21 protein-coding genes are annotated in these 24,069 nt (G+C 61.6%); 18 read left to right on the forward strand and 3 right to left on the reverse strand.

Annotated elements, in window-relative coordinates; translation table 11 throughout:
* Positions 1 to 100 precede the first annotated feature (100 nt).
* Positions 101 to 541, forward strand: coding sequence for a carboxymuconolactone decarboxylase family protein (locus BK667_RS12035; RefSeq protein WP_123514376.1), 441 nt, complete (start codon positions 101 to 103; stop codon positions 539 to 541).
* 264 nt (positions 542 to 805) lie between these two features.
* Positions 806 to 1,285, forward strand: coding sequence for a YbjN domain-containing protein (locus tag BK667_RS12040; RefSeq protein ID WP_123597715.1), 480 nt, complete (start codon positions 806 to 808; stop codon positions 1,283 to 1,285).
* 219 nt (positions 1,286 to 1,504) lie between these two features.
* On the opposite strand, the gene BK667_RS12050 is transcribed toward BK667_RS12040, so the two are convergent.
* Positions 1,505 to 2,455, reverse strand: a complete 951-nt coding sequence (locus BK667_RS12050) for a SphA family protein (protein ID WP_123514790.1) — start codon at positions 2,453 to 2,455, stop codon at positions 1,505 to 1,507.
* A 196-nt stretch (positions 2,456 to 2,651) separates the two neighbouring features.
* On the opposite strand from BK667_RS12050, the gene BK667_RS12055 reads away from it, so the two are divergent.
* From BK667_RS12055 to BK667_RS12110, 11 genes are all read left to right on the forward strand, one after another.
* Complete coding sequence (locus tag BK667_RS12055; protein ID WP_123597716.1) at positions 2,652 to 3,680, forward strand: AraC family transcriptional regulator; 1,029 nt, start codon at positions 2,652 to 2,654, stop codon at positions 3,678 to 3,680.
* 163 nt (positions 3,681 to 3,843) lie between these two features.
* Positions 3,844 to 4,731, forward strand: a complete 888-nt coding sequence (locus tag BK667_RS12060; protein WP_123597717.1) for a Dyp-type peroxidase — start codon at positions 3,844 to 3,846, stop codon at positions 4,729 to 4,731.
* Positions 4,732 to 4,747: 16 nt separating this feature from the next.
* The gene (locus BK667_RS12065) at positions 4,748 to 5,716 is read left to right on the forward strand and encodes a Gfo/Idh/MocA family protein (RefSeq protein ID WP_123597718.1); all 969 of its coding nucleotides are present in this window, start codon (positions 4,748 to 4,750) and stop codon (positions 5,714 to 5,716) included.
* 333 nt (positions 5,717 to 6,049) lie between these two features.
* Positions 6,050 to 6,802, forward strand: a complete 753-nt coding sequence (locus BK667_RS12070) for a GntR family transcriptional regulator (RefSeq protein ID WP_123597719.1) — start codon at positions 6,050 to 6,052, stop codon at positions 6,800 to 6,802.
* Positions 6,799 to 8,529 (forward strand): fumarate reductase/succinate dehydrogenase flavoprotein subunit, encoded by a 1,731-nt coding sequence (locus BK667_RS12075; RefSeq protein WP_123597720.1) that lies wholly within the window; start codon positions 6,799 to 6,801, stop codon positions 8,527 to 8,529. Before BK667_RS12070 ends, BK667_RS12075 begins: the two co-directional genes overlap by 4 nt.
* Before the next feature lie 28 nt (positions 8,530 to 8,557).
* Positions 8,558 to 8,803 (forward strand): 4Fe-4S dicluster domain-containing protein, encoded by a 246-nt coding sequence (locus BK667_RS12080; protein WP_007946457.1) that lies wholly within the window; start codon positions 8,558 to 8,560, stop codon positions 8,801 to 8,803.
* Between the two features lie 737 nt (positions 8,804 to 9,540).
* Positions 9,541 to 10,959, forward strand: a complete 1,419-nt coding sequence (locus tag BK667_RS12090; RefSeq protein WP_123597721.1) for an ABC transporter substrate-binding protein — start codon at positions 9,541 to 9,543, stop codon at positions 10,957 to 10,959.
* 127 nt (positions 10,960 to 11,086) lie between these two features.
* Positions 11,087 to 11,860 (forward strand): ABC transporter permease, encoded by a 774-nt coding sequence (locus BK667_RS12095; protein ID WP_123597722.1) that lies wholly within the window; start codon positions 11,087 to 11,089, stop codon positions 11,858 to 11,860.
* Positions 11,860 to 12,708, forward strand: coding sequence for an ABC transporter ATP-binding protein (locus BK667_RS12100; RefSeq protein ID WP_123597723.1), 849 nt, complete (start codon positions 11,860 to 11,862; stop codon positions 12,706 to 12,708). The genes BK667_RS12095 and BK667_RS12100 overlap by 1 nt, the downstream gene beginning before the upstream one ends.
* The gene (locus BK667_RS12105; RefSeq protein ID WP_123597724.1) at positions 12,705 to 13,667 is read left to right on the forward strand and encodes a HEAT repeat domain-containing protein; all 963 of its coding nucleotides are present in this window, start codon (positions 12,705 to 12,707) and stop codon (positions 13,665 to 13,667) included. Before BK667_RS12100 ends, BK667_RS12105 begins: the two co-directional genes overlap by 4 nt.
* Entirely contained in the window at positions 13,664 to 13,948 is a 285-nt protein-coding gene (locus BK667_RS12110) for a DUF971 domain-containing protein (RefSeq protein WP_123597725.1), read from the forward strand. The genes BK667_RS12105 and BK667_RS12110 overlap by 4 nt, the downstream gene beginning before the upstream one ends.
* A 355-nt stretch (positions 13,949 to 14,303) precedes the next feature.
* Here BK667_RS12110 and BK667_RS12115 read toward each other — a convergent pair whose 3' ends face one another.
* Positions 14,304 to 15,041 (reverse strand): TorF family putative porin, encoded by a 738-nt coding sequence (locus tag BK667_RS12115; RefSeq protein ID WP_123597726.1) that lies wholly within the window; start codon positions 15,039 to 15,041, stop codon positions 14,304 to 14,306.
* A 109-nt stretch (positions 15,042 to 15,150) separates the two neighbouring features.
* Positions 15,151 to 16,893 (reverse strand): amidohydrolase, encoded by a 1,743-nt coding sequence (locus tag BK667_RS12120; protein ID WP_123597727.1) that lies wholly within the window; start codon positions 16,891 to 16,893, stop codon positions 15,151 to 15,153.
* A 103-nt stretch (positions 16,894 to 16,996) separates the two neighbouring features.
* Here BK667_RS12120 and BK667_RS12125 point away from each other — a divergent pair, with 103 nt between their 5' ends.
* The 5 genes from BK667_RS12125 (at position 16,997) to BK667_RS12145 (ending at position 23,841) form a co-directional block, all read left to right on the forward strand.
* Positions 16,997 to 17,935 carry a LysR family transcriptional regulator gene (locus BK667_RS12125; protein ID WP_123597728.1) on the forward strand — a complete coding sequence of 313 codons (939 nt, stop codon included), beginning with the start codon at positions 16,997 to 16,999 and terminating at the stop codon, positions 17,933 to 17,935.
* Positions 17,936 to 18,109: 174 nt separating this feature from the next.
* The gene (lexA, locus tag BK667_RS12130) at positions 18,110 to 18,727 is read left to right on the forward strand and encodes a transcriptional repressor LexA (RefSeq protein ID WP_123597729.1); all 618 of its coding nucleotides are present in this window, start codon (positions 18,110 to 18,112) and stop codon (positions 18,725 to 18,727) included.
* Positions 18,727 to 19,344 (forward strand): translesion DNA synthesis-associated protein ImuA, encoded by a 618-nt coding sequence (gene imuA / locus BK667_RS12135; protein WP_123508495.1) that lies wholly within the window; start codon positions 18,727 to 18,729, stop codon positions 19,342 to 19,344. The genes lexA and imuA overlap by 1 nt, the downstream gene beginning before the upstream one ends.
* A gap of 7 nt (positions 19,345 to 19,351) precedes the next feature.
* Positions 19,352 to 20,767: a Y-family DNA polymerase gene (locus BK667_RS12140; RefSeq protein ID WP_123597730.1), complete on the forward strand. Its 1,416-nt coding sequence runs from the start codon at positions 19,352 to 19,354 to the stop codon at positions 20,765 to 20,767.
* The gene (locus BK667_RS12145) at positions 20,743 to 23,841 is read left to right on the forward strand and encodes an error-prone DNA polymerase (RefSeq protein WP_221179161.1); all 3,099 of its coding nucleotides are present in this window, start codon (positions 20,743 to 20,745) and stop codon (positions 23,839 to 23,841) included. The genes BK667_RS12140 and BK667_RS12145 overlap by 25 nt, the downstream gene beginning before the upstream one ends.
* The last annotated feature ends 228 nt before the right edge of the window (positions 23,842 to 24,069 follow it).

The following is a 24,069-nucleotide window of genomic DNA, read 5'->3' on the forward strand; positions in this document are numbered from 1 at the left end:
TCTGCAGGATGGTCCACGGGTTTTTCGTGGAATTGGATCTGTAACGCTGCTGCATCAGCGCCTAACGTGGTCATACACATTCGCGCTTCGAGGCCCCGCCATGAATCCCCGCCTGGACTACTACAGCGCGTCGCCCAAAGCGATGAAAGCCATGATTGCCATGGAAGCGCTGACCAGCAACCTGAGCATCGAACCGGCCTTGCTGCACCTGATCAAAATCCGCGCCTCGCAACTCAATGGCTGCGCGTTCTGCACCGACATGCACTCGGTCGATGCCCGACGCCTCGGCGAAACGGACCGGCGTTTGTATTCGATCGTGGTCTGGCGCGACAGCGGCTTCTTCAATCCGCGGGAACGCGCGGCGTTTGCCTGGACCGAGGCGGTGACCATGCTCTCCGAAAGCCACGTGCCCGACGATGTCTATGCGTTGGCGCGCGAGCAATTCAGCGAATGCGAACTGGTCGACCTGACCATCGCTGTTACCACCATTAATAGCTGGAACCGCCTGGCCGTGAGCTTCCGCCAGACTCCCAGCGACTGAAACTTGCGATATCCCCTGTGGGAGCGGGCTTTCATTCAACATCAATGCTGACTGATCCGCCGCTATCGCGAGCAAGCTTTGCTCCTACAGGGTTGGCGCCGAACATAAATCCTGTGCCCACCAAAGTCCTCCCTGCGGTGTCCCGTGTCAAAGTGGCAGAACGGTCTAAGCTTCAGGCGCAATCGGCTGAACGTCACACCCACGGTCAGTATCAGCAGATGGCGCCACAGCGGCGCTCGCTCACTCAATCCAAGGATGAACCACATGACTCAATTGATCAGCCACGTATCGCCGCAATCCCTGACCGACGTACTGCAAGCCGCCGGTTACCGGGTCAACCAGACCGAACAGAACGGCATCGTGCAACTGCTCAGCGCCAGCCAGGGCATCGGCTACGCCGTGCGCTTCGGCAACCCGGCAACCGAAGCGGGCAGCTACGTCGACTTCACCTTCAGCTGCGCCTTGCGCGTGCAGGGCGAATTGCCGGCCGGCCTGGCGGAACTGTGGAACGCCTCGCGCCGCTTTGCCCGGTTGTCGGTACAGGGCGAATTCCTGGTCATGGAAATGGACGTAGTCGTAGCCGCCGGGGTCAGCGCCGATCACCTGAAGGGCAACCTCGAATTGTGGGATCGCCTGCTCCAGGAATTCATCGTCTACCTGCGCGAATACAGCCAAAACGCCGCGAACCTGCAAGCTCAGGCGCACACCGCCGAAGCGACGGCAGATGAGGTTGCGGCACTGTAAAGGTGGCCAGTCGATATCTTCGCTGACTGTGAAACCGCCATCGCGAGCAAGCTCGCTCCCACACTGATTTGGCGCCATGCACAACATGTGCGTACACCGCCAATCCCTGTAGGAGCGAGGCTTGCCCGCGAAGGCGTCCTGTCAGCCACCCTCAATCTTGAATGTGAAACCGCCTTCGCGAGCAAGCCCGCTCCCACAGTTTGATTCTGGTGTTATCCGTCAAAACGCATAGGGAATGCTGATCTTCGCCCAAAGCATTTCACCTTCTGGCCGGTTCTCTACATCAAACTCCTTGGCCCAGCGAATCTCGGCGCTGGCGTATTTGAGGAAGGTCAGGTGCAGCGCCGGGCCGATGGCGAATACCTGGCCGCGCACGCCGTCGTTCACGTCTTCGCCGTTGAATTGCACGGTGCGGCCGAACTGTTTGTCGTCGGTGGTTTGTTTCAGGTAGTAGCCGTTCAAACCGAGCATCACGTTGTCGGTGATTTTGTAGCTGGCGGAATAATCGAAGTGGAAAATCTGCCCCGATTTGTAATCGGTGTCCTTGTTCTTTTCGTTGAAGCTGTAGGTGGTCTTCATCGACACCTCGGTGCGCTCCGTCGGCAACCAGGTGAAGGAAAACAACGGTTTGTAGGTGTAGAAATTGTTGCTGGTGTTGGCCAGGCGATCGGTGCTGTATTCGCCGGTGGGCACGGTGATTTCCACGGCGGCGCCGAGGGTCAGGTTCTTGCCCATGTCCCAGAGGATGATCGGCGCGATGGTGGTGTCGCCCATGCCTTCACGGGTGTCCTGCAAGCCGAACACCGAGATTTCCTGCTTGAGCCAGGGTTGCGCGATGTAGCCGGCCAACCGCCCACCGAAAATGCGCACCGGGCTCAGGTAGTCCAGGCGCGGGATGACGGCGGTGGATTCGATTTCGACGTTCGGTACTTTGCCGCCGAGGGAGCTGATGTTGAATTTGGTGGCTTTGTAGTGGTTGTAGTAGATATTGAACGCCACCATGTTGTCCGGAAGGCTGTCGACTTCCAGCGGCAGCATGAAGAAACCATCGGTGCCGGTGCCGATATTGTCCACGCCGGTTTCGGTGGCCAACGCCGGCAAATGAATGGCGCAGACGCCGGCCAGGCTGACGGCCAGTCGCAAGCAGAATGTCGTGCGGGTCGGGTTCATATGTGTGCTCATTATTATTGTTAGGGGCCAACCGCCGGCCGTTGCATAGAAATAAGCGGTTCGGGCCTGGCCGGGCAGGGTATTGGCGGCCACATAGGGGGACTTCTGCGGACAGCCGTAAAACCCTGTGCTAACTTCTTTCGACATAACCGGTAACAAAAATAAGAATTCAGCTTGATCCGGGATGTCCTGCCCCATGCAAATGAAAGTCGTCGATCCTACCTACGAACTGGCGCTCGTTTCGCCGTTCCTCCTGCAAACACTGGCCGAAGTCGCCGAGCTTAAAGGCATCGATCCCGAAAGCCTGTGCCGAGGCCTGGGCTTTACCCTGGAAGATCTCCAGGACCCGGCGCAGCGCATTTCCTATCGGCAAGCCGTGGCGATGATCCAGCGCGCGCTCAAAGTGCTGCCCAATCGCGGGCTCGGTTTGTGGGTCGGCGCGCAGAACGTGCTCGGCACCCTGGGTTTGCTCGGACATGTGCTGTCGTTGTGCAAGACCCTGCGCGATGCGTTTGAGCTGGGCATCCGCCACCAGCACACCTCCGGCGGCATCGTGGTGTCGAGCGTCGAAGAGGCGGGGGATCGGGTGTTTGTCGACATCGAATGCCGCTTGCCGTTTGCTGACGTGCAGTTGTTCGGGGTGGAGGAGTTTTTCGCCAGCCTGTTGGTGTATGGGCGGGCGTTGGTGGGTGCAGACTTCAAGCCGATGGCGGTGGAGTTCGTCCACGCCGCGCCGGATTACGTTGCCGAATACGCGCGTTTGTTGGGGCCGGATGTGCGTTTTGGTTGCCTGCAAAACCGCATGGTGATCGCGGCGCATTGGCTGGATGTGCGACTGCCTAACCATCACTCGTTGGCGTTGCGTCAGGCGGTTAAATTGCTGGAGCTGGAAGCGGCGCAGGTGCATCAGAAGATTGATCTGATTCAAGCGGTGGAGCGGGCGATTGCCCGGGACCTGACGCGGGGCAGTCATATCGAAAAGATTGCCGGTGATTTGAACATGAGTAGCCGAACGTTGCGCCGGCGCCTGACTGAACATGCCCTGACCTTTGAAACGTTGCTGGAACAAGTGCGCCAGGCGCGGACGTTGAGTCTGTTGGCCAATCCCGAGATGTCGATCGAGCGGATTACCGAGGAAGTCGGCTACAGCGATGTGCGCAGCTTTCGCCGGGCGTTCAAGCGCTGGACCGGGATGAGCCCGACGGCGTTTCGGATCAGTTCATAGCTCGAACACCACCAACCCCTGTAGGAGCAAGGCTTGCCCGCGATGGCGATTTCAAAGGCGCCATCGCGAGCAAGCTGTGCTCCTACGGGTGATCTTTTACCGTGAAAACACACAACAGCCTTTGCCCCGGTTAAACTCCGCGCTTCTTTCCCAAGGAGTTCATATGAGTTACTACCAGCCGGGCATTCTCGCCACCCCTGTTCCGCCTCAAGCCCGTCATATGTTCTTCGCCCTCGAATCCGCCGCTGCGCTGCCGGCCGCGCTGGACAAGTTGATGCAACTGGTGGACGGCCAGTCGGCGGTGGTCGGTTTCGGTGAATCCCTGGTCAAGGCCCTGCACGTTCAGATCGAAGGCCTGCGCGCATTCCCGGCCATGACCGGCGTCGGCGTCGACAACCCGTCGACCCAACACGCTCTCTGGTGCTGGCTGCACGGCGTCGATCGCGGTGAACTGCTCAACCGCAGCACCGCCATCGAAGCCGCGCTGGCCCCGGCCCTGCGTCTGGTGCAGATGAACGAAACCTTCCGCCACCTCACCGGCCACGACCTGACCGGCTATGAAGACGGCACCGAAAACCCCCACGACGAAGCCGCCGTGGCCGCCGCATTGGTGGGTGAGGGCGCTGACGGCACGGTCGGCGGCAGCTTCGCCGCGATCCAGCAATGGCAGCATGATTTGAAAGGCTTCAACGCCATGCCGCCCCATGAAAAGGACAACATCATGGGCCGTCGCCTGAGCGATAACGAAGAACTCGACGACGCGCCGATCTCCGCCCACGTCAAGCGCACCGCCCAGGAAAGCTTCGCCCCCGAAGCCTTCGTGGTACGCCGCTCGATGCCGTGGATCGAAGGTGATCGCGCCGGTTTGATGTTCCTCGCGTTCGGTTTCTCCCTGGACGCCTTCGAAGCGCAATTGCGGCGCATGAGCGGTCTGGAAGACGGCATCACCGATGGTTTGTATCGCATGAGCCGGCCGATCACCGGCGGCTACTACTGGTGCCCGCCGCTCAAGGACGGTCACCTGGACCTGCGCGCATTGCGCATTGGCTAAACCTCAAGGAGTGAGTATGAACGTGGTGCGTTGGGGCATGATTGGTTGTGGCAGCGTCGCTGAACGCAAGAGCGGACCGGCCTTCTACAAGGCGCCGGGCTCGGCGCTGGTGGCGGTGATGGGGCGACGGCTGGAGGCTGTGACTGACTATGCCGCGCGTCATGGCATTGCCCGGGTCTACACCGATGCCGAATCGCTGATCAACGACCCCGAGGTGGACGCGGTGTACATCGCCACGCCACCCGACAGTCACCACGCTTACGCCCTGTTGGTGGCCGCCGCCGGCAAACATTGCTGCGTGGAAAAACCGATGTCACTGAATGCCGGACAAAGCCGTGAGATGCAAAAGGTCTTCGCCGATGCCGGGCTGCACCTGTTCGTTTCCTACTACAGACGTTCGCTGCCGCGCTTCCAGCAAGTGCGGCAATGGCTGGAGGAGGGGCGGATCGGCGAGGTGCGGCACCTGACCTGGACCCTGACCAAGGCGCCGTCACCGGCAGACCTGGGCGGCACGGATAACTGGCGCACCGACCCGGCGATTGCCGGCGGAGGCTACTTTGCCGACCTGGCCAGTCATGGCTTTGATCTGTTCCAGTACTTGCTGGGCGATATCAGCGAAGTCGCCGGTTTCACTGCGCGGCAGGCCGGGTTGTATGCCGCTGAAGATGCCGTCACCGCCAGTTGGCACTTTGCTTCGGGCGCTACAGGTATGGGCTGCTGGAATTTTGTCGCGGATCGGCGTGAAGATCGGGTCGAAGTGATTGGCAGCAAAGGGCGGATCAGTTTTTCGGTGTTCGATGAGCATCCGGTTCAGCTCGAAGCCGATGAACACATCAGCCTGACCATCGAGCATCACGAACATATCCAGTGGCATCACGTGTTGGGCATGAGCGCGCATATCCGTGAGGAAGCGCAGCATCCGGCAGTGGCTGGGGAAGCCGTGAAGACCGATTGGGTGATGGACCAAATCCTCAAGCGCACCTGAAACCTGTGGGAGCGAGCCTGCTCGCGAAAGCGTCGGTACGGTGAACAGTGATGTTGGCTGACCCACCGCATTCGCGAGCAGGCTCGCTCCCACACTGGATCGCTGCCAGACACAAATACTGCACCTAACCCAAATCCCCTGTGGGAGCGAGCTTGCTCGCGATGACGTCGTGTCGATCTATATTTTCGGTAACTGACCCACCGCTTTCGCGGGCAAGCCCGCTCCCACAGGGAATGCGGTCGCGAATCTAACCTTATGCATAAACAATATTTCTCAATCCCCGCATCACCTCTCTAAGATCACGTCATAACTCGTTATAACAAGTGATCCCAGATGACCGATAACGTTCTCTCCCTAAGCAGCGTGCCCTTGCACACGCAACTGCGCGACGTACTCCGCGCCCGCATCCTCGACGGCGAATACCCGCAAGACAGTCAGATGCCTTCCGAAAGCGAACTTGGTGCGCTGTTCAAAGTCAGCCGCATCACCGTGCGCCAGGCCCTCGGTGATCTGCAGAAAGAAGGGCTGATCTTCAAGATCCACGGCAAGGGCACCTTCGTTGCCAAGCCGAAAACCTTCCAGAACGTCAGCACCCTGCAAGGCCTGGCCGAGTCCATGACCGGTCGCGGCTACGAGGTGATCAACCGCCTGCGCAGCTTCAAATTCATCGCCGCCGACAAACTGGTCGCCGAGCGTTTGCAGGTGGCCGAAGGCGAAACCGTGGCGCAGATCAAACGCGTCCGCCTGATCAACCGCGAGCCAATCTCCCTGGAAATCACCTACCTGCCCAAAGCCATCGGCGAACGGCTGGAGAAGGCCGACCTGGTGACCCGCGACATCTTCCTGATCCTCGAAAACGACTGCGGCCTGGCGCTCGGTCATGCCGATCTGGCCATCGACGCGGTGCTGGCCGACAGCGACCTGACCCAGGCCCTCAACGTCGAAGCCGGTTCGCCGATCATGCGCATCGAGCGTCTGACCCACGACGACAGCGGTCAACCCGTGGACTTCGAACACCTTTACTACCGTGGCGATGCCTTCCAGTACCGCTTGCGGATCGACCGGCAAAAAGGGGATCAGGCATGACCCGAACGACTTTGGAACAGGAATACGACATCGTCGTGATCGGCGGCGGCACCGCTGGCCCGATGGCGGCGATCAAGGCCAAGGAACGCAACCGTGACTTGCGCGTGTTGTTGATCGACAAGGCCAACGTCAAACGCAGCGGCGCGATCAGCATGGGCATGGACGGCCTGAACAACGCGATCATCCCCGGCCACTCGACGCCGGAGCAGTACACCAAGGAAATCACCATCGCCAATGACGGCATCGTCAATCAGGCAGCGGTCTACGCCTACGCGACCCACAGCTTTGAAACCATCGAGCAACTCGACCGCTGGGGCGTGAAGTTCGAGAAGGATGAAACCGGCGATTACGCGGTGAAAAAGGTCCACCACATGGGCGCCTACGTGCTGCCGATGCCGGAAGGGCATGACATCAAGAAAGTGCTGTATCGCCAGCTGAAACGGGCGCGGGTCAGCATCACCAATCGCGTCGTGTGCACCCGTTTGCTGACGGACGAAGAGGGCACGGTCAACGGCCTGATGGGCTTCGATTGCCGCACTGCCGACTTCCATGTGATTAAGGCCAAGGCTGTGATTCTCGCCTGCGGCGCTGCCGGACGTCTGGGTTTGCCATCCTCGGGCTACCTGATGGGCACCTACGAAAACCCGACCAATGCCGGCGACGGTTACGCCATGGCCTATCACGCCGGGGCCGAACTGGCGAACCTGGAATGCTTCCAGATCAACCCGTTGATCAAGGATTACAACGGCCCGGCCTGCGCCTACGTCACCGGTCCGTTGGGCGGCTACACCGCCAACAACAAGGGCGAGCGCTTTATCGAGTGCGACTACTGGAGCGGCCAGATGATGTGGGAGTTCCACCAGGAACTCGAAAGCGGCAACGGCCCGGTGTTTCTCAAGCTCGATCACCTGGCCGAGGAAACCATCCAGAACATCGAAGAAATCCTGCACAGCAACGAACGCCCGAGTCGCGGCCAGTTCCACGCTAATCGCGGCACCGACTACCGCACGCAAATGGTCGAAATGCACATCTCCGAGATCGGGTTTTGCAGTGGGCATTCGGCGTCCGGGGTGTGGGTTAACGAAAAAGCCGAAACCTCTGTCAAGGGCTTGTACTCGGCGGGGGACATGGCCGCCGTGCCGCATAACTACATGCTCGGCGCGTTCACGTATGGCTGGTTTGCCGGCACCAACGCGGCGGATTTTGTCGCTGGACGCGAGTTTTCGGCGGTGGATACTCAACAAATCGAGACGGAAAAACAGAGGGTCTACGCACCATTGGATCGCGAGCACGGTCTGCCGCCCGCGCAAGTCGAATACAAACTGCGCCGCTTCGTGAACGATTATCTGCAACCGCCGAAAGTGACCAAGAAGATGCAAATCGGCCTGCAACGCTTCAGCGATATCCAGCGCGATCTCGATCAGATCAAGGCCCACAACCCCCACGAACTGATGCGCGCCATGGAAGTCAGCATGATCCGCGACTGCGCCGAAATGGCCGCCCGCGCCTCGTTGTTTCGCGCCGAGAGTCGCTGGGGGCTTTACCACTATCGGGTTGATCACCCGCAACGCAACGACAGTGATTGGTTCTGCCATTGCCACCTGAAGAAGGGCGACGATGGCCAGATGACCAGTTTCAAGAAAGCCGTCGAGCCTTACATCATCCCGCTCGATGCCGAAGAAATGCAGGCCTACGACCGGCTGCGGGTCGGCGCGTTTGCGGCCTGAGTCTGATCCCAAAAAAGAGACCGAAAAAATGGCCTATCAACCCCAGGAAATCTTCTTCCGCTCCAACGCACCGGTGACGGTCGATGAGGACCTTTGCATCGCCCACAAAGGCTGCACCGTGTGCGTCGACGTCTGCCCGATGGACCTGCTGGCGATCAACCCGGCCACACAAAAGGCCTACATGGCCTTCGACGAATGCTGGTACTGCATGCCCTGCGAAAAGGACTGCCCGACTGGCGCGGTGAAAGTCGAAATCCCGTACCTGTTGCGCTGAAACACAGCCCCACAGGGGGATTTGTGTCCACCCGAGGTCAAATTGTGGGAGCGAGCCTGCTCGCGAAGGCGTCCTCTCAGTCAATGGAGATGCAAGCTGTGCCGGCCTCTTCGCGAGCAGGCTCGCTCCCACAGGGGATTTGTGCCGGGCACAGGATTTGTGGCCGCCCGAGATCAAATTGTGGGAGTGAGCTTGCTCGCGAAAGCGGTGGTTCAGCTACATCGATGTTGAATGTGATACCGCCTTCGCGAGCAAGCCCGCTCCCACAGGGGATATGTGCCGGGCACAGGATTTGTGGCCGCCCGAGATCAAATTGTGGGAGTGAGCCTGCTCGCGAAAGCGGTGGTTCAGCTACATCGATGTTGAATGTGATACCGCCATCGCGAGCAAGCTCGCTCCCACAGGGGATTTGTGCCGGACACAGGATTTGTGGCCGCCCGAGATCAAATTGTGGGAGTGAGCCTGCTCGCGAAAGCGGTGGTTCAGCTACATCGATGTTGAATGTGAAATTGCCTTCGCGAGCAAGCCCGCTCCCACAGGTTTTGTGGTGTTGGCAGGATTTGCGACTGGCCCCGATCCCCTGTGGGAGCGAGCTTGCTCGCGATGAGGCCAGCCCAGACAACAAAAAAGCCATCCGGCCACCCCCGGACGCCCGTTTCAAAACACCCCTCGTTTCCCACCACGCCCTGATCGTGGCGGAGACGAATATCCAATAAATGATTCGAGGGGATTCACCCATGTCTTTGCAAACATCGCTGCGTGCAACGTTAGCCAGTCTGGTACTGGCCACATTCACCCTGTCGGCCTCGGCCGATACCATCCGCATCGCCATCGGCACCCAGGACACCACCATCAACTGCGCCGCTGGTGGCCTGTTGATTCGCGAGCTAGGCCTGCTGGACAAATACCTGCCCCACGACGGCCCCTACAAAGACGCAAAATATGAAGTGGAGTGGAAAAACTTCACCAGTGGCGCGCCCCTGACCAACGAGATGGTGGCCGGCAAACTCGACTTCGGCGCCATGGCCGATTTCCCCGGCGCGTTCAACGGCGTGGCGTTCGAAACCGCCGGCAAGCACAGCCTGTTTATCAGCGTGCTCTCGGGCAGCATCAAGGGCAGCGGCAACGGCATCGTGGTGCCGAGCGCGTCGGGCGTGCAGTCGTTGGCGGAGCTCAAGGGCAAGACCATTTCCGTGCCGTTCGCCTCCACGGCCCACGGCATGTTGTTGCGCGCAGTGGCGGCTCAGGGTTGGGACCCGCTGAAAGACGTGAACATCATCGCCCAGCCACCGGAAGTCGCCGGATCGGCTTTGCAGGCCGGGAAGATCGATGCCCATGCCGACTTCGTGCCGTTCGCTGAACTGTTCCCGAGCCGTGGCTTTGCTCGCAAAATCTACGACGGCGCCCAGGCCAACGCGCCAACGTTCCACGGTGCGCTGGTGGATCAGGCTTACGCGAAGAAGTACCCGGAAATCGTCGTGGCCTACCTGCGGGCGAGCATTGAAGCCAATCAACTGCTGGCGGCGGAACCGGAGAAATACAGCGAGTTGATCGCCAAAGTCACCGGGGTCGATGCCGAGGTCAACTACCTGTTCCACGGTCCGCTGGGCGTGCAAACCCGCGACCTTAGTTGGAAACCGGAATACCGCCAGGCTGTCGGCACGGCCATCGACACACTGAAGTTGTTGAAGAAGGCTGATCGCGGCCTCGACCTCAATACCTTTATCGACGACCAATACATCCGCGCTGCGTTCAAGGCCTCGAACCTGGATTACACCGCGCAACTGGCCAACTACGCGCAGACACCGCTCAGCGCGGTGGATGCGGTCAGCGGCAAAGCCATTACCGATGTCAGCCATGTGGCGGAAATCTGGGTGCGCGGCGAGCCGAAAGTCCGGCAGTACGCCTCGGCGGAAGAGGCGTTCACGGCGTTGGCCGGTTTGAAGGCGCAAGGCAAAAACATCCGCGCGGTGTATGCCCAGGCGAGTGACAGCGGCATCAAGTTGCTGGCGGATCAGGCGTGGTTTGCCAGTGATGCGAAGGGGCGACTCAGCGCCTTCCTGCTCAAAGGCCAGGCCCAACAATTCGCCACGGCCCAGGGCGGCAAAGTCCTCGACTTCACCGACGCCACCACCCAGGCAGTGGCCAGCCGTTGAGTCAGATCGTTCCCACGCTCTGCGTGGGAATGCCGCCAGGGACGCTCTGCGTTCCGCTCTTGAATGTGACGCAGAGCGTCACGGGATGCATTCCCACGCAGAGCGTGGGAACGATCAGAGGTGACACATGAATTCACGCTGGCTCCCCCGAGCCGCCTCCTTGCTGCTCTGCCTGCTGTTCTGGCAATTCGCCGCAAGTGGCCACTGGAACCTCGGCCTGGTGACCTTCGCCAACGTCCCGACGCCACTGTCGGTAATCCACGCTGCGTTGGGCCTCGGCGACTCGGGCAAACTTGGCCAACACTTGAGCGCCAGCCTCAGTCGGGTGTTCGCCGGTTACCTCGCGGCGCTGCTCATCGGCATCGCCCTGGGCCTGGCCATCGGCCGTTCGAAATGGGCCGAAGACTTGCTGCTGCCGCCTCTTGAAGTCTTAAGACCGATCCCCGCCGTCGCGTGGATTCCGTTGGCCATCCTGATGTTTCCATCGTCAGAACTGTCGATGGTCTTTATCACCTTCACCGGCGCGCTGTTTCCGATCCTGCTCAACACCATCCACGGCGTCGAAGGCGTCGATCCACGCCTGATCGCTTCGGCCCGGAGCCTCGGGGCAGGGCGTCGCGCCATCTTGCTGGAAGTGATCCTCCCCGGCGCCGCGCCGAGCATCATCACCGGCCTCGCCATCGGCATGGGCACCTCGTGGTTCTGCCTGGTCACCGCGGAAATGATCTCCGGCCAGTTCGGCATCGGCTATTACACCTGGGAGTCCTACACCATCCAGAACTACGCCGACATCGTCGTCGGCATGCTGCTGATCGGTGTCCTCGGAATGGGCAGCAGCTTGCTGATCAAACGCCTGGGCGGGCTGTTCACGCCTTGGCATCGACCTAAAGGAAAAGCCTGATGAGCGTTTTTCAACACCCGGAAGGGCACATTGATATTCGCGATTTGTCGATCAGCCTGGGCGAGGGCAATGCGGCGTTCGAAGCCGTCCAGGGCCTGGATTGCCAGATCGAACCGGGGCAGTTCGTGTGCATTCTCGGGCCGTCCGGTTGTGGCAAATCCACCTTGCTCGGTGCCTTGGCCGGCCATCTGCAACCGCGCACCGGCACCCTGAACGTCGATGGCGCACCCGTGTCGGGTCCGTCACCGCAACGGGGCATGGTGTTCCAGCACCACACGTTGTTCCCCTGGCGCACAGTGCGCGACAATGTGGCCTTCGGCCTGAAAATGCGCGGCATCGGCAAGACGGAACGCCACAAAGCCGCCGACGAAATCCTCGCCCTGGTGGGCCTCGAAGGCTTCGCCGAGCGCTGGCCGGATCAGCTCTCCGGCGGCATGCAACAACGGGTCGAAATCGCTCGAGTGTTGATCAACCGCCCACGCCTGTTGCTGATGGACGAACCGTTCGGTGCCCTCGACGCGCTTACCCGTCTGAACATGCAGGAGCTGCTGCTGGACATCTGGACCCGAATTCGCACCACCGTGGTGTTCGTCACCCATGACATCGACGAAGCGCTGTTCCTCGCCGATCGCCTGTTGGTGATGAGTTCGCGACCCGGTCGAATCATCGAAGACCTGCGCCTGGACTTCCCTCGGCCACGTACGACCGAACTGGTCACAAGCCATGATTTTTCCCGCTTGAAGCGTCACTGCCTCGAGTTGCTGCGTCACGAGGACGGTCGGCAGTTACCACGCCTGAATCCCCTCGGACTTCCCCTAGAAAACAAACTGCCGCGATTTGCCCTATGACCTCATTATTTGATGCAACCGAAAACGACGACATCCTTGCCCTGCAACCACGCCTGACCGATGAAGACCCCGGCGTGCGTCGCATCGCCCTGATCGAACTGGCCGACCTCGAAGAGCCGGACGGTTTGCTCTGGCTGGTCAATCGCCTGGCTGAAGACCCGACCGAAGAGGTCCGTGCCGAAGCTGCGCGATTGCTGGAAGCCTGGGAGGATGAGCCGGTGGTCGAGGCGCTGTGCCAGGCACTTACTGATCCATCGTCGGCCGTGCAAGCCGCCGCCGCACAAAGCTTGAGCCTGTTGAAAAGCGAAGCGGCGGGCCGGGTGATTCTGCCGTGGGCCGGGCATGCGGATATCAGCGTACGCGTTGCAGCGTTCCGGGCCTTGCGCGAGTTGCGTTTCCCCGATGCGGCAGCCGCTGCACTGGTCGCGCTGAAGGATGAAGACGCCAGCGTGCGCCGCGAAGCCGTTGGCGTGCTCGGGTGGCTCAAGCAACTCGATGCATTGCCGGCGTTAGCCCGATTGGCCAGCGACGACCCGGACACCGAAGTCCGCCGCGCCGCCACCGGCGCCCTTGGCCTGGCGTCCGACATTCAAGTCCTGCCGGCCCTGCGCCAGGCCTTGCAGGACCAGGCCTGGCAAGTGCGCGAAGAGGCCGCCACCACGTTGGGCAAGGTCGGTCACACCGATGCCGGCCCGGCATTGGTCGAAGCCTTGAGCGACGATTACTGGCAAGTCCGTCTGCGCGCCACCCGCAGTCTTGGCCGCTTGCGCTATGCCCCGGCCCTTGAAGCGTTGATCGAAACCCTCGGCCACCGCATCAGCAACCTGCGCAAGGAAGCGGCCCTGGCCCTCGGTGAGTTGAATGATCGAGGCGCGGTTGCAGCCCTGCAGGCCGCGCAAGACGACGGCGACCCGGAAGTGCGCAAAGCCGTGCGCATCGCCTTGAGTCAACTGCAATGAACCCGTTGGCGGTGGGTAATTCCCAGAGCAAGCAGCAACTGCGGCTGAACTGGCCGGATGGGCGCGAGCAGTTGCTTGATCACGCCGAATTGCGCCGCCAATGCCCGTGTTCGCAATGCCAGGCGTTTCGGCTGCAAGGGCTGACGGTGAAGGTGGATTCGCGCATCCGCGTGGTCGAGTTGAATGCCCAGGGCTATGGCCTGCAACTGATCTTCAGCGACGGCCACGAACGCGGCATCTACCCGTGGCCCTACCTCTCAGGATTGACACCCCCCCTGTAGGAGCGAGGCTTGCCCGCGAAGCTTTTAGCGTCAGTGAGGACGCCTTCGCGGGCAAGCCTCGCTCCTACAGGATTTGCGCCGGACACATGATTTGTATCCACCTGAGATCAAACTGTGGGAGCGGGCTTGCTCGCGAAAGCGGTGGGTCAGTCAACATCTTTGCTGAATGTGCCGGCCTCTTCGCGGGCAAGCCTCGCTCCTACAGGATTTGCGCCGGACACATGATTTGTATCCACCAGAGATCAAACTGTGGGAGCGGGCTTGCTCGCGAAAGCGGTGGTTCAGTCAACATCTTTGCTGAATGTGCCGGCCTCTTCGCGGGCAAGCCTGCTCCCACAGGGGAAGTGGTGTGGGGTCAGAAGGATTTGCTGATGCTGGCCACTACCGTCGCCGTGCACACGTCCTTGAAACCCCAATTGCTCTCGCATTGGCTTTGCGAAAGGTCAGTGTCGACGTAACTCAACCCCAACATCACCCCGGCCAGTTCATGGCTCAGTTTCACTTCCCATTCGTGGTACGCGTCGTCGGCGTGGCCGTTGGATGAGTACAAGTGCGGGTCCTTGAAGTCCATTTCGCCGTAGCGCAGTTTCAGGCCCAGCCCATAGGGCAATTCGGTTTCGTAGCCGACGTAGGTGTAGAGCGAACTCTGCTTGCTATCAATCCCCGGCGCATCCGCCGAGTAATAGGCCGCGAGTTTCACCCCATAAACGCTGAGAATCCCGTAGGTCTCACTCTGATTGAACTGGCTTTCCTTCGGGTAGGCGTATTTCAAATAACCGAGGTCCAGGCTGATGGCATCGGTCGCCTGCCACAGCCAACCAGCGTAGTAGTCGATTTCCTGCCGGGTTTTCAGGCCCCCGCCGAAATCGACATTCGAACTCCATGCACCCGCGTACAAACCGCTGCTGTGGGCCAAGGTGACACCCGCCTGCACGGCGGGGTCGTTCTGGGTTTGCGAGATGCCGCGAGTGCGGTAATCGCTGGCCAGGGTCAGGTCCACCAGCACGTTGAAGTCGTCATTCAAGGGGATGGCCTGGCTGCTCAAGGGCAGCACGCTCAAGGATGCGAGGGCGAACAGGGTGAGAGCTTTCATGGGTCAGTGCCTTTGTTTTGATTGTTTTGGGCAGATGTCGGGCAAGGCTGCGCCGCACCCCGGCGATAAGCGCAGGGGCGGGCAGCAAAGAAACGCTTATAAAAGGGGCTTATAGGGTGGGGGCGTAGACCTGGCGCCCGGCGAACCAGGTTTGCAGCACTTGGGTGTCGTGCAGGGCTTTGTTATCGACCTTGAACACATCGCGATCCAGCACGATGAAATCCGCCTGTTTGCCCGCAGTCAGCGAGCCAATCTGCTTCTCCAGCCCGATGGTCCGCGCAGCGTTGAGGGTATAGGCGTAGAACATCGTTTCCCGGTCGAGACGTTCATCGCCATTCAGCACCCCCAGTGGGCCGACACGGGTGATGGCCTGGGCCATGGCGTTAAATGGATTGGGCGAAGACACCGGCCAATCGCTGGCCCCGGCAATGGTCGCGCCCTGTTTGAGCAGCGAGTGCGCCGGGTATTGATAACGGAAGGCCAGGGCGCTGACATAGGGCTTGATCATGTCCGTGGTGTAATCGTCGGCGCTGGCCCACAGCAACTGCATCGAGGCGATCACGTTCAGCGGTTTGAACCGCGCAAACTCTTTCGGGTTGACCATTTGCAGGTGCGTGATCGAGTGGGTCACGCCGCTCTGGCGATCCTTGCGCGCCTGCTCGATGCCGTTCAGGGATTCGCGCACCGCGCGGTCGCCAATGGCGTGGATGTGTACCAACCAGCCGCGCTTATCGATGGCGCTGACCAGTTCGCCGAAATGCTTGGGATCGATCAGCAATTCACCTTGTTTGTGCGAGTTGCTGTACGGATCGATCATCGCCGCGCTCTGGGCCGGGAACTCGATCACACCGTCGGCGAAGATCTTGATCCCCGGCAGCGTCAGGTTGGGAATGCCCTGGAACTGCTGGCGAACCTTGTCCAGCACATCGAGATCGGCCGGCACGCTTTTCGGATTGGCCACCAGCAGCGCCGCGACGTGGACCGTCATGCCACCGGTTTCGGACAGGGCTTTGTAGGCCGGCAGCACACCGACGGTTTTCTCCGTGGGCTTGAGCGCGAATACCGGCTCGCCGGGCGCGGCGTTGGCGGCGGGGTCCATCCACGCGGTGATGCCGAGGCTGTTGTTGTAGCGCACGGCGGATTGCGCGGCTTTGAGCATGTCGACGGGGCTCGGCACCGGCATTTTCGAGGCGACCCGGTCCCAACCGGCGTCCACCAGAAAACCGTTGGGGCTGCCATCGGCGAGTTTGCCGATCGTGTCTTTTTCGGCATCCGGCAGGCTTTTCAGCAGCGCGGCATCAATGCCGGCGCGTTCCAGCATCACGTTGTTAGCCCACGCGGTGTGGTGATCGCTGCCGGTGAACACCACGGGCACCTTGGCCCATTCGCCGCTGTTGAATTTTTTGCCAAACGCTTCGGCCTGCGCCCAATACGCCGAACTCATACCGGCCACGCTCAACACATCGCCATGTCTGGCCTTGCCGTCATCACGCCAACCGCGCAGGCGTTTTTCCAGATCGTCGAGGTTGACCACCTCGTCTTCCATATTGGCCGAGACCATTTCCAGACCGCCGAAAATCGCGTGGGAATGGCTGTCGATCAGGCCGGGCATCAGGGTCTTGCCGCCGAGGTCGATGACTTGAGTACCAGATTCGATCAGGGCCTTGATCTGTGCATTCGTGCCGACTTTCAGCACCTTGCCGTTTTCTACCGCCAGGGCCTGCACCTTGGGTTGGGCACGGTCGGCGGTGAAAATCTTGCCATTGAGCAACACCAGATCGGTGGCGGCCATGGCTTCCATCGAGGCAAAACCAACAGCGGCCATCAATAGATTCGGGATGAATCTTTTCATTGAATGTTTCCTTGTTATTGCGTCTGATGGCCAGATTAGTGGCTGCCCGCGTTCAGCAGAACGCCTCCCTTACGAAAAACGTTTTTGCCGGAATGGAAAAAGCATGGACAAGTTGGGTGCATTGAAAATGTTCGTGGTCACCGCGCAATTGGGCAGTTTCAGCCGCGCCGCCGAGCAGTTGGGCAAGACCCCGTCGGCCCTGACCAAAGCGGTCAATCACCTTGAAGCCGAGCTCGGTGCGCGGCTGTTCGAACGCAGCACCCGGCGGATTCTGCTGACGGAAGTGGGGCGGCTGTACCTCGAAACTGCGCGCCAAGTGTTGCAGCGGCTGGAGGAGGCCGGCGAAGAGATCGAGCAAATGCAGCATGGCCTGCGCGGCAGCCTGAAAATCACCGCGCCGCTGGCGTATGGGCAGGCGTTTCTGGATCAGGTGTGTGGCGGATTCCTTGAGCAATACCCACAGATCAATCTGCAAGTGGACCTGTGCGACGAGTTCGTCAATCTGCTGGAAAGCGGCTACGACCTGGCCCTGCGTGAGGGTCACGACGACTTGCCGGGACTGATTGCTCGGGTGGTCGGCAGCAATCGCCTGGCGCTGTGCGGCAGTCCGGCCTATCTGGCGCGCAAGGGCGTGCCGGTGACGCCGCAAACCCTTGATGAACATGAATGGCTGTTGTATCGCCACCCATTGCTCAGCCGCGAATTCTGGTGGGCCGAGCGCGATGGCCAGCGCTTGAGCCTGCCGCAACCCCAGTCGCCACGCTTGCGCAGCGACAATTACGACTTGTTGCTGGCCAATGCTTTGGCTGGACGGGGTTTGCTGCACACGCCGTTGTGGAGCGCCGCGCCGTACATCGCTGACGGGCGACTGGTGCGGCTGATGGCGGACTACGACATCGACCCGGACAGCTTTGGCGCGCACATTTTGGCGGTGTACCCGAGCCATCGGCGGGCGACGGCCAAGGTCGTGGCGTTTATCGATTACATCGCCGATTTCCTGGATGGCCTGGCCCCCTGTAGGAGCAAGGCTTGCCCGCGATAGCGATCTCAAAAACGCCATCGCAAGCAAGTCTGGCCCCCTGTAGGAGCAAGGCTTGCCCGCGATAGCGACCTCAAAAACGCCATCGCGGGCAAGCCTTGCTCCTACAGTCAGCAGTCAGCCGTCAGCACCAACCTGATTAGCGGTCGTTGCCAGGAAAATGCCAAAAGAGTACAAATGTACTCCATGACGACTCTCACTCCCCGCCGTACCGCCATCCTGACCTTTATCCGTGATCGAATCGCGGAGCACGGTCAGTCCCCGAGCCTCGCTGAAATCAGCGAGGCCTTTGGTTTCGCCTCCCGCAGCGTGGCGCGCAAGCATGTGCTGGCGCTGACTGAAGCCGGTTTTATCGAGGTCAACCCGCACCAGGCCCGGGGCATTCGTTTGCTCGGGCAACCGCCGCGCCCCGAATTGCTGGACATCCCGGTGCTCGGCCGGGTGGCGGCGGGGGCGCCGATTGGTGCGGATGCCGAGGTGCATAGCCGCTTGCTGTTCGACCCGTCGATCTTCTCCCGGGTGCCGGACTACATGCTGCGGGTCCAGGGCGACTCCATGATCGAGGACGGCATTCTCGACGGCGATTTGGTGGGCGTGCACCGCAACCCCGAGGCGCTTAACGGCCAGATCGTGGTGGCGCGGCTCGACGGCGAAGTCACCATCAAGCGCTTCGAACGGGTTGGCGACACTGTGCGGTTGCTGCCGCGCAACCCCGCCTATAAGCCGATTGTCGTTCAGGCCGATCAGGACCTGGCCATCGAAGGTGTGTTTTGTGGCTTGGTGAGGCAAGGGTGATGGGCGCCGTCGTTGCGTTGGATACGCTGTTCAATGGCGGCCAGGTCTGGAAGGGCCGGCCTGCGCCCCCGGCCGTCAGCCCGCAACCCACCGGGCATGCGGCGCTGGATGCGGCGTTGCCCAGCGGTGGCTGGCCGGAAGCGGCGCTGACCGAAATCCTCCTGGCCGGGCAGGGCGTGGGCGAGTTGCAACTGGTGTGGCCGGCCCTGGCGCGGCTGTCGGCGGCGGGCGAGCGCATCGTGCTGATCGCGCCGCCGTACGTGCCGTACCCCCAGGCCTGGCAGAACGCCGGGGTCGATCTGCGCCAGTTGTCGATCATCCAGGCCAGCGAACGCGATGCGTTGTGGGCGGCGGAACAATGCCTGCGTTCGGGCAGTTGCGGCGCGGTGCTGTGTTGGCCGCACAAGGCTGATGACCGGGCGTTGCGGCGCTTGCAGGTGGCGGCGGAAACCGGCTCGACCCTGGCGTTTGCCTATCGCTCGATGGCCGAGGCGGTGAATCCTTCGCCGGCGGCCCTGCGCATTGCCATCGATGCCAGGCCTGCGCAGTTGCGGGTCTTGAAGTGCCGGGGCGGATTGGCCCGTACGGCGCCGATTGCCTTTGCCATGGGACATTGAGGTTGCCATGCGTTGGGTATGCATTCTGTTCCCGCAATTGGCACTGGACGCGGTACTGCGTCAGCGCCCCGACCCCGACGAGCCGTTGGCGCTGTTGACCGGCCCGGCCCAGCGCCGGGTGCTGCAAGCGGTCAATGGCCCGGCCCGGGCGCTTGGCTTGCGCCCCGGCCAGTCGATGACCGCGGCCCAGGCCTTGAGCAAAGGCTTTGTCACGGCAGAGTACGACGCCGCCGACATCGAGCACTGGCAGCAGTTTCTCGCCGCCTGGGCCTATGGCTTCAGTTCCCAGGTCAGCGTGCATTACCCGCGGGCGGTGGTGTTTGAAATCGAATCGAGCCTGGGCCTGTTCGGCGCCTGGCCGCAGTTCGAAGCGCGGTTGCGCAGCGAACTCACCGGGCTGGGTTTTCGTCACCGGATCGTCGCCGCGCCCAACCCGGTGGCGGCGCGGGTGCTGGCGAACGTCTATGACGGGTTGGTGGTGCCGGACGATCAAGCCTTGCGCTATCACCTGGGGCAATTGCCCGTCGACCGCATCGCCCTGGAACCCACGGTGGCCACGGCGTTGTCGCGCATGGGCCTGCGCACCTTGAGCCAGGTGCAAGCGTTGCCGCGACATACCCTGGCCCGGCGTTTCGAGGCCCAGGTGCTCAAGCATCTGGACGCCTTGTTCGGCTTGCGTCATCTGGCCCTGGCGTTCTACCTGCCGCCGGATCGCTTCGATGTGCGCATCGAGCTCAACTTCGACGTGCAATCCCATCAGGCGCTGCTGTTTCCACTGCGCCGGTTGACCGGCGATCTGTCGGCGTTCCTCTGCGGCCGGGACAGCGGTGTGCAGCGTTTCGACCTGCACCTGGAACACGCCGGGTTGCCGGACACGGTGATCAAGGTCGGGCTGCTCAGCGCCGAGCGCGATCCGGCGATGCTCTTCGAACTGGCCCGGGGCCGTTTGGAGCAAGTACAGGTCGAGGCCCCGGTGCGTGGTTTTCGCCTGCGCGCCGAAGACCTGCCGAGCTTTGTGCCCCAGCGCCAGGAACTGTTCGACGACCGCCCGCAGCAGTCTTTGCCCTGGGAGCAATTGCGCGAACGCCTGCGGGCACGGCTGGGGGACGAGGCGGTGCAGGGGTTGCGTTTCCAGGCTGATCACCGTCCCGAATGTGCCTGGCAGACCAGTGTCGATAGCCAGTTTTGTGGCGGCCTGCCGGGTGTGCAACGACCGGGTTGGCTGCTGACCGAACCGCTGGCGGTGCACGAAGCGTCGACGCGCATCCTCATGGGCCCGGAACGCATCGAGTCCGGTTGGTGGGACGGCGCCGATGTGCGCCGGGATTACTACCTGATCCAGACCCGCGCCGGCCAACAGGGCTGGGCCTATCGAGTGGTGGGTGAGGACGGCCCCTTGTGGCTGCAAGGCTGGTTCGCATGAGCGTCGAGTATGCCGAGCTGCATTGCCTGTCGAACTTCAGTTTCCAACGTGGGGCTTCCAGTGCGCTGGAGCTGTTTCAACGGGCCAAACAACTGGGTTATCAGGCCCTGGCGATCACCGATGAATGCACATTGGCCGGCATCGTTCGTGCCTGGCAGGCGGCCAAGTCTGTCGAGCTGCCGCTGATCATCGGCAGCGAAATCCGCATCGAAAACGGGCCGAAACTGGTGCTGCTGGTGGAAAACCTTGAGGGCTATCAGGCGTTGTGCCGTCTGATCACCCGCGCGCGGCGCCGTGTGCAAAAGGGTCAGTATCAAGTGCTGCGCGAGGACTTCAGCGAACCCTTGCCGGGGCTGTTGGCGTTGTGGGTGCCGGACGCGGTGGATGATTTTGCCCAAGGACACTGGCTCAAGCAGACCTTTGCCGAACGCCTGTGGCTGGCCGTCCAGTTGCATCGTGGGCAGGACGATAGCCGGCGGCTGAACGACCTGATGACGTTGGCCAGGGAACTGCGAATTCCGGCAGTGGCCAGCGGCGATGTGCACATGCACGCCCGTGGCCGGCGTGCCTTGCAGGACACCATGACCGCGATCCGCCATCACCTGCCGGTGGCCGCGGCCGGGTTGCGTCTGCATCCCAATGGCGAGCGGCACCTGCGCTGCCTCGACGTCGTGGGCGAGATCTATCCGCAAGCGTTGCTCGATGAAACGCTGATCATCGCCCGGCGTTGCACCTTTGATCTGAAGCAGTTGCGTTATCAATATCCTCGGGAACTGGTGCCGCAAGGGCATACCGCCACGTCCTGGCTGCGGCATTTGACCGAAGAGGGCATCCAGTGGCGCTGGCCGGAGGCGCCGCAGGCCAAGGTGTTGAAGCAGATCGACGCAGAGTTGAAGCTGATCGCCGAGCTGGGCTACGAAAGCTATTTCCTCACGGTTCACGACATCGTGCGCTTCGCCCGCGAGCAAAAAATCCTCTGTCAGGGCCGGGGCTCGGCGGCCAACTCGGCGGTGTGTTATGCCTTGGGCATCACCGAAATCGATCCGGATCGCACCACGTTGCTGTTCGAACGCTTTCTCTCGAAGGAGCGCAATGAACCGCCGGACATCGACGTGGATTTCGAACACGAGCGCCGCGAGGAAGTCTTGCAGTATGTGTTCCAGCGTTATGGCCGTACCCGCGCCGCGTTGACGGCGGTGGTCAGCACTTACCATGCGGCCGGCGCGGTGCGTGATGTGGCCAAGGCGTTGGGCCTGCCGCCGGACCAGGTCAACGCCCTGGCCGATTGCTGTGGTCATTGGAGCGACAAGACTCCACCGGTCGAGCGCCTGCTGGAAGGCGGGTTCGACCCCCAGAGCCCGGTGCTGCACCGGGTCTTGAGCCTGACCGGGCAACTGATCGGTTTCCCTCGGCACCTGTCCCAGCACCCCGGCGGCTTCGTGATTTCCGAGCAGCCGCTGGACAGCCTGGTGCCGGTGGAAAACGCGGCGATGGCCGATCGCACCATCATTCAGTGGGACAAGGACGACCTCGACGCGGTCGGGTTGCTCAAGGTCGATATCCTCGCGCTGGGCATGCTCAGCGCGATTCGCCGCTGTTTCGATCTGCTGCGCCGTCACCGCCACCTTGACCTGAGCCTGGCGACGATCCCGTCCGAAGACAAACCCACCTACGAAATGATCGGTCGTGCGGACACCATCGGCGTGTTCCAGATCGAGTCCCGGGCGCAAATGTCGATGTTGCCCCGGCTCAAACCGGTGAACTTCTACGACCTGGTGATCGAGGTGGCGATTGTCCGTCCGGGGCCGATCCAGGGCGGCATGGTGCATCCGTACCTGCGCCGGCGAAACAAGGAAGAGCCCGAAGTCTATCCGTCCCCGGCACTGGAAACCGTGCTCAAGCGCACCCTGGGCGTGCCGCTGTTTCAGGAGCAGGTGATGCAGATCGCCATCGTCGCCGCCGACTACAGCCCTGGCGAAGCTGATCAGTTACGCCGCTCCATGGCCGCGTGGAAACGTCACGGGGGGCTGGAACCGCACAAGGATCGCCTGGCTGCCGGGATGAAGAAAAACGGCTACACGGCAGAGTTCGCCGCGCAGATCTTCGAGCAGATCAAAGGCTTCGGCAGCTACGGTTTCCCCGAGTCCCACGCCGCCAGTTTCGCTTTGCTGACCTACGCCAGTTGCTGGCTCAAATGCCACGAGCCGGCGGCCTTCGCCTGTGCGCTGATCAACAGCTGGCCCATGGGGTTCTACAGCCCGGACCAGATTCTGCAGGACGCCCGCCGGCATCATTTGCAGATTCGCCCGGTGGATGTGCGCGCCAGCGACTGGGATTGCAGCCTGGAACCGATCACCGGGGCGCAACCGGCGATCCGCATGGGGCTGCGGATGATCAAGGGCTTTCGCGAGGACGATGCCCGGCGCATCGAAGCTGCACGTTCGAGGGGCGCGTTTGCCGACATCGCCGACCTTGGCGAACGGGCGCAACTCGACGCCCGCGCCCAGGAGCAACTGGCCGATGCCGGGGCTTTGCGCGGGCTGGCCGGCGATCGCCATCGGGCGCGTTGGGAAGTGGCGGGGGTGCAGAAGCAACTCGGATTGTTTGCCGGGTTGCCCCGTCAGGAGGAACCTGAGGTGTCGCTGCCCAAGCCCACCGTGGGCGAAGATTTACAGGCTGATTACGCGACCGTCGGCACCACCCTCGGCCCGCATCCGCTGGCGTTGTTGCGTGCAGAATTGAAAGCCCGGCGTTGCCGCAGTTCGAAGGAATTGCTCGACGTCGAGCACGGCCGGCCCGTCAGCGTCGCCGGGCTGGTGACCGGTCGCCAACGACCCGGCACCGCCAGCGGCGTAACCTTCGTGACCCTCGAAGACGAGTTCGGCAACGTCAACGTGGTGGTCTGGCGCGACCTCGCCGAACGGCAGCGCCAGGTCCTGGTCGGCTCGCAACTGCTCAAGGTCGACGGACGCTGGGAAAGGGAAGGCGAGGTGCGGCACCTGATTGCCGGACGCTTGAGCGATTTGAGCTTCTTGCTCGACGGCATCAGCGTGCGCAGCCGGGATTTCCGCTGATGTGCATTCCCTCTGTAGGAGCTGCCGAAGGCTGCGATCTTTTGATCTTGATCTTCGACAATCTTAAGGCCGCCAAAAGATCGCAGCCTTCGGCAGCTCCTACTGATCAGCAGGAGGTCAACGATCTGACGCCAAATTATTTAAACACTGTTACAGATGATGGCACTTTGGCATAATGCCCGCCGCCGACGTCCTGCACGTCGATTATCGATTACATCCCCATCGCTG

This window comes from Pseudomonas frederiksbergensis (assembly GCF_003732705.1).
Lineage (GTDB): Bacteria > Pseudomonadota > Gammaproteobacteria > Pseudomonadales > Pseudomonadaceae > Aquipseudomonas > Aquipseudomonas frederiksbergensis_F.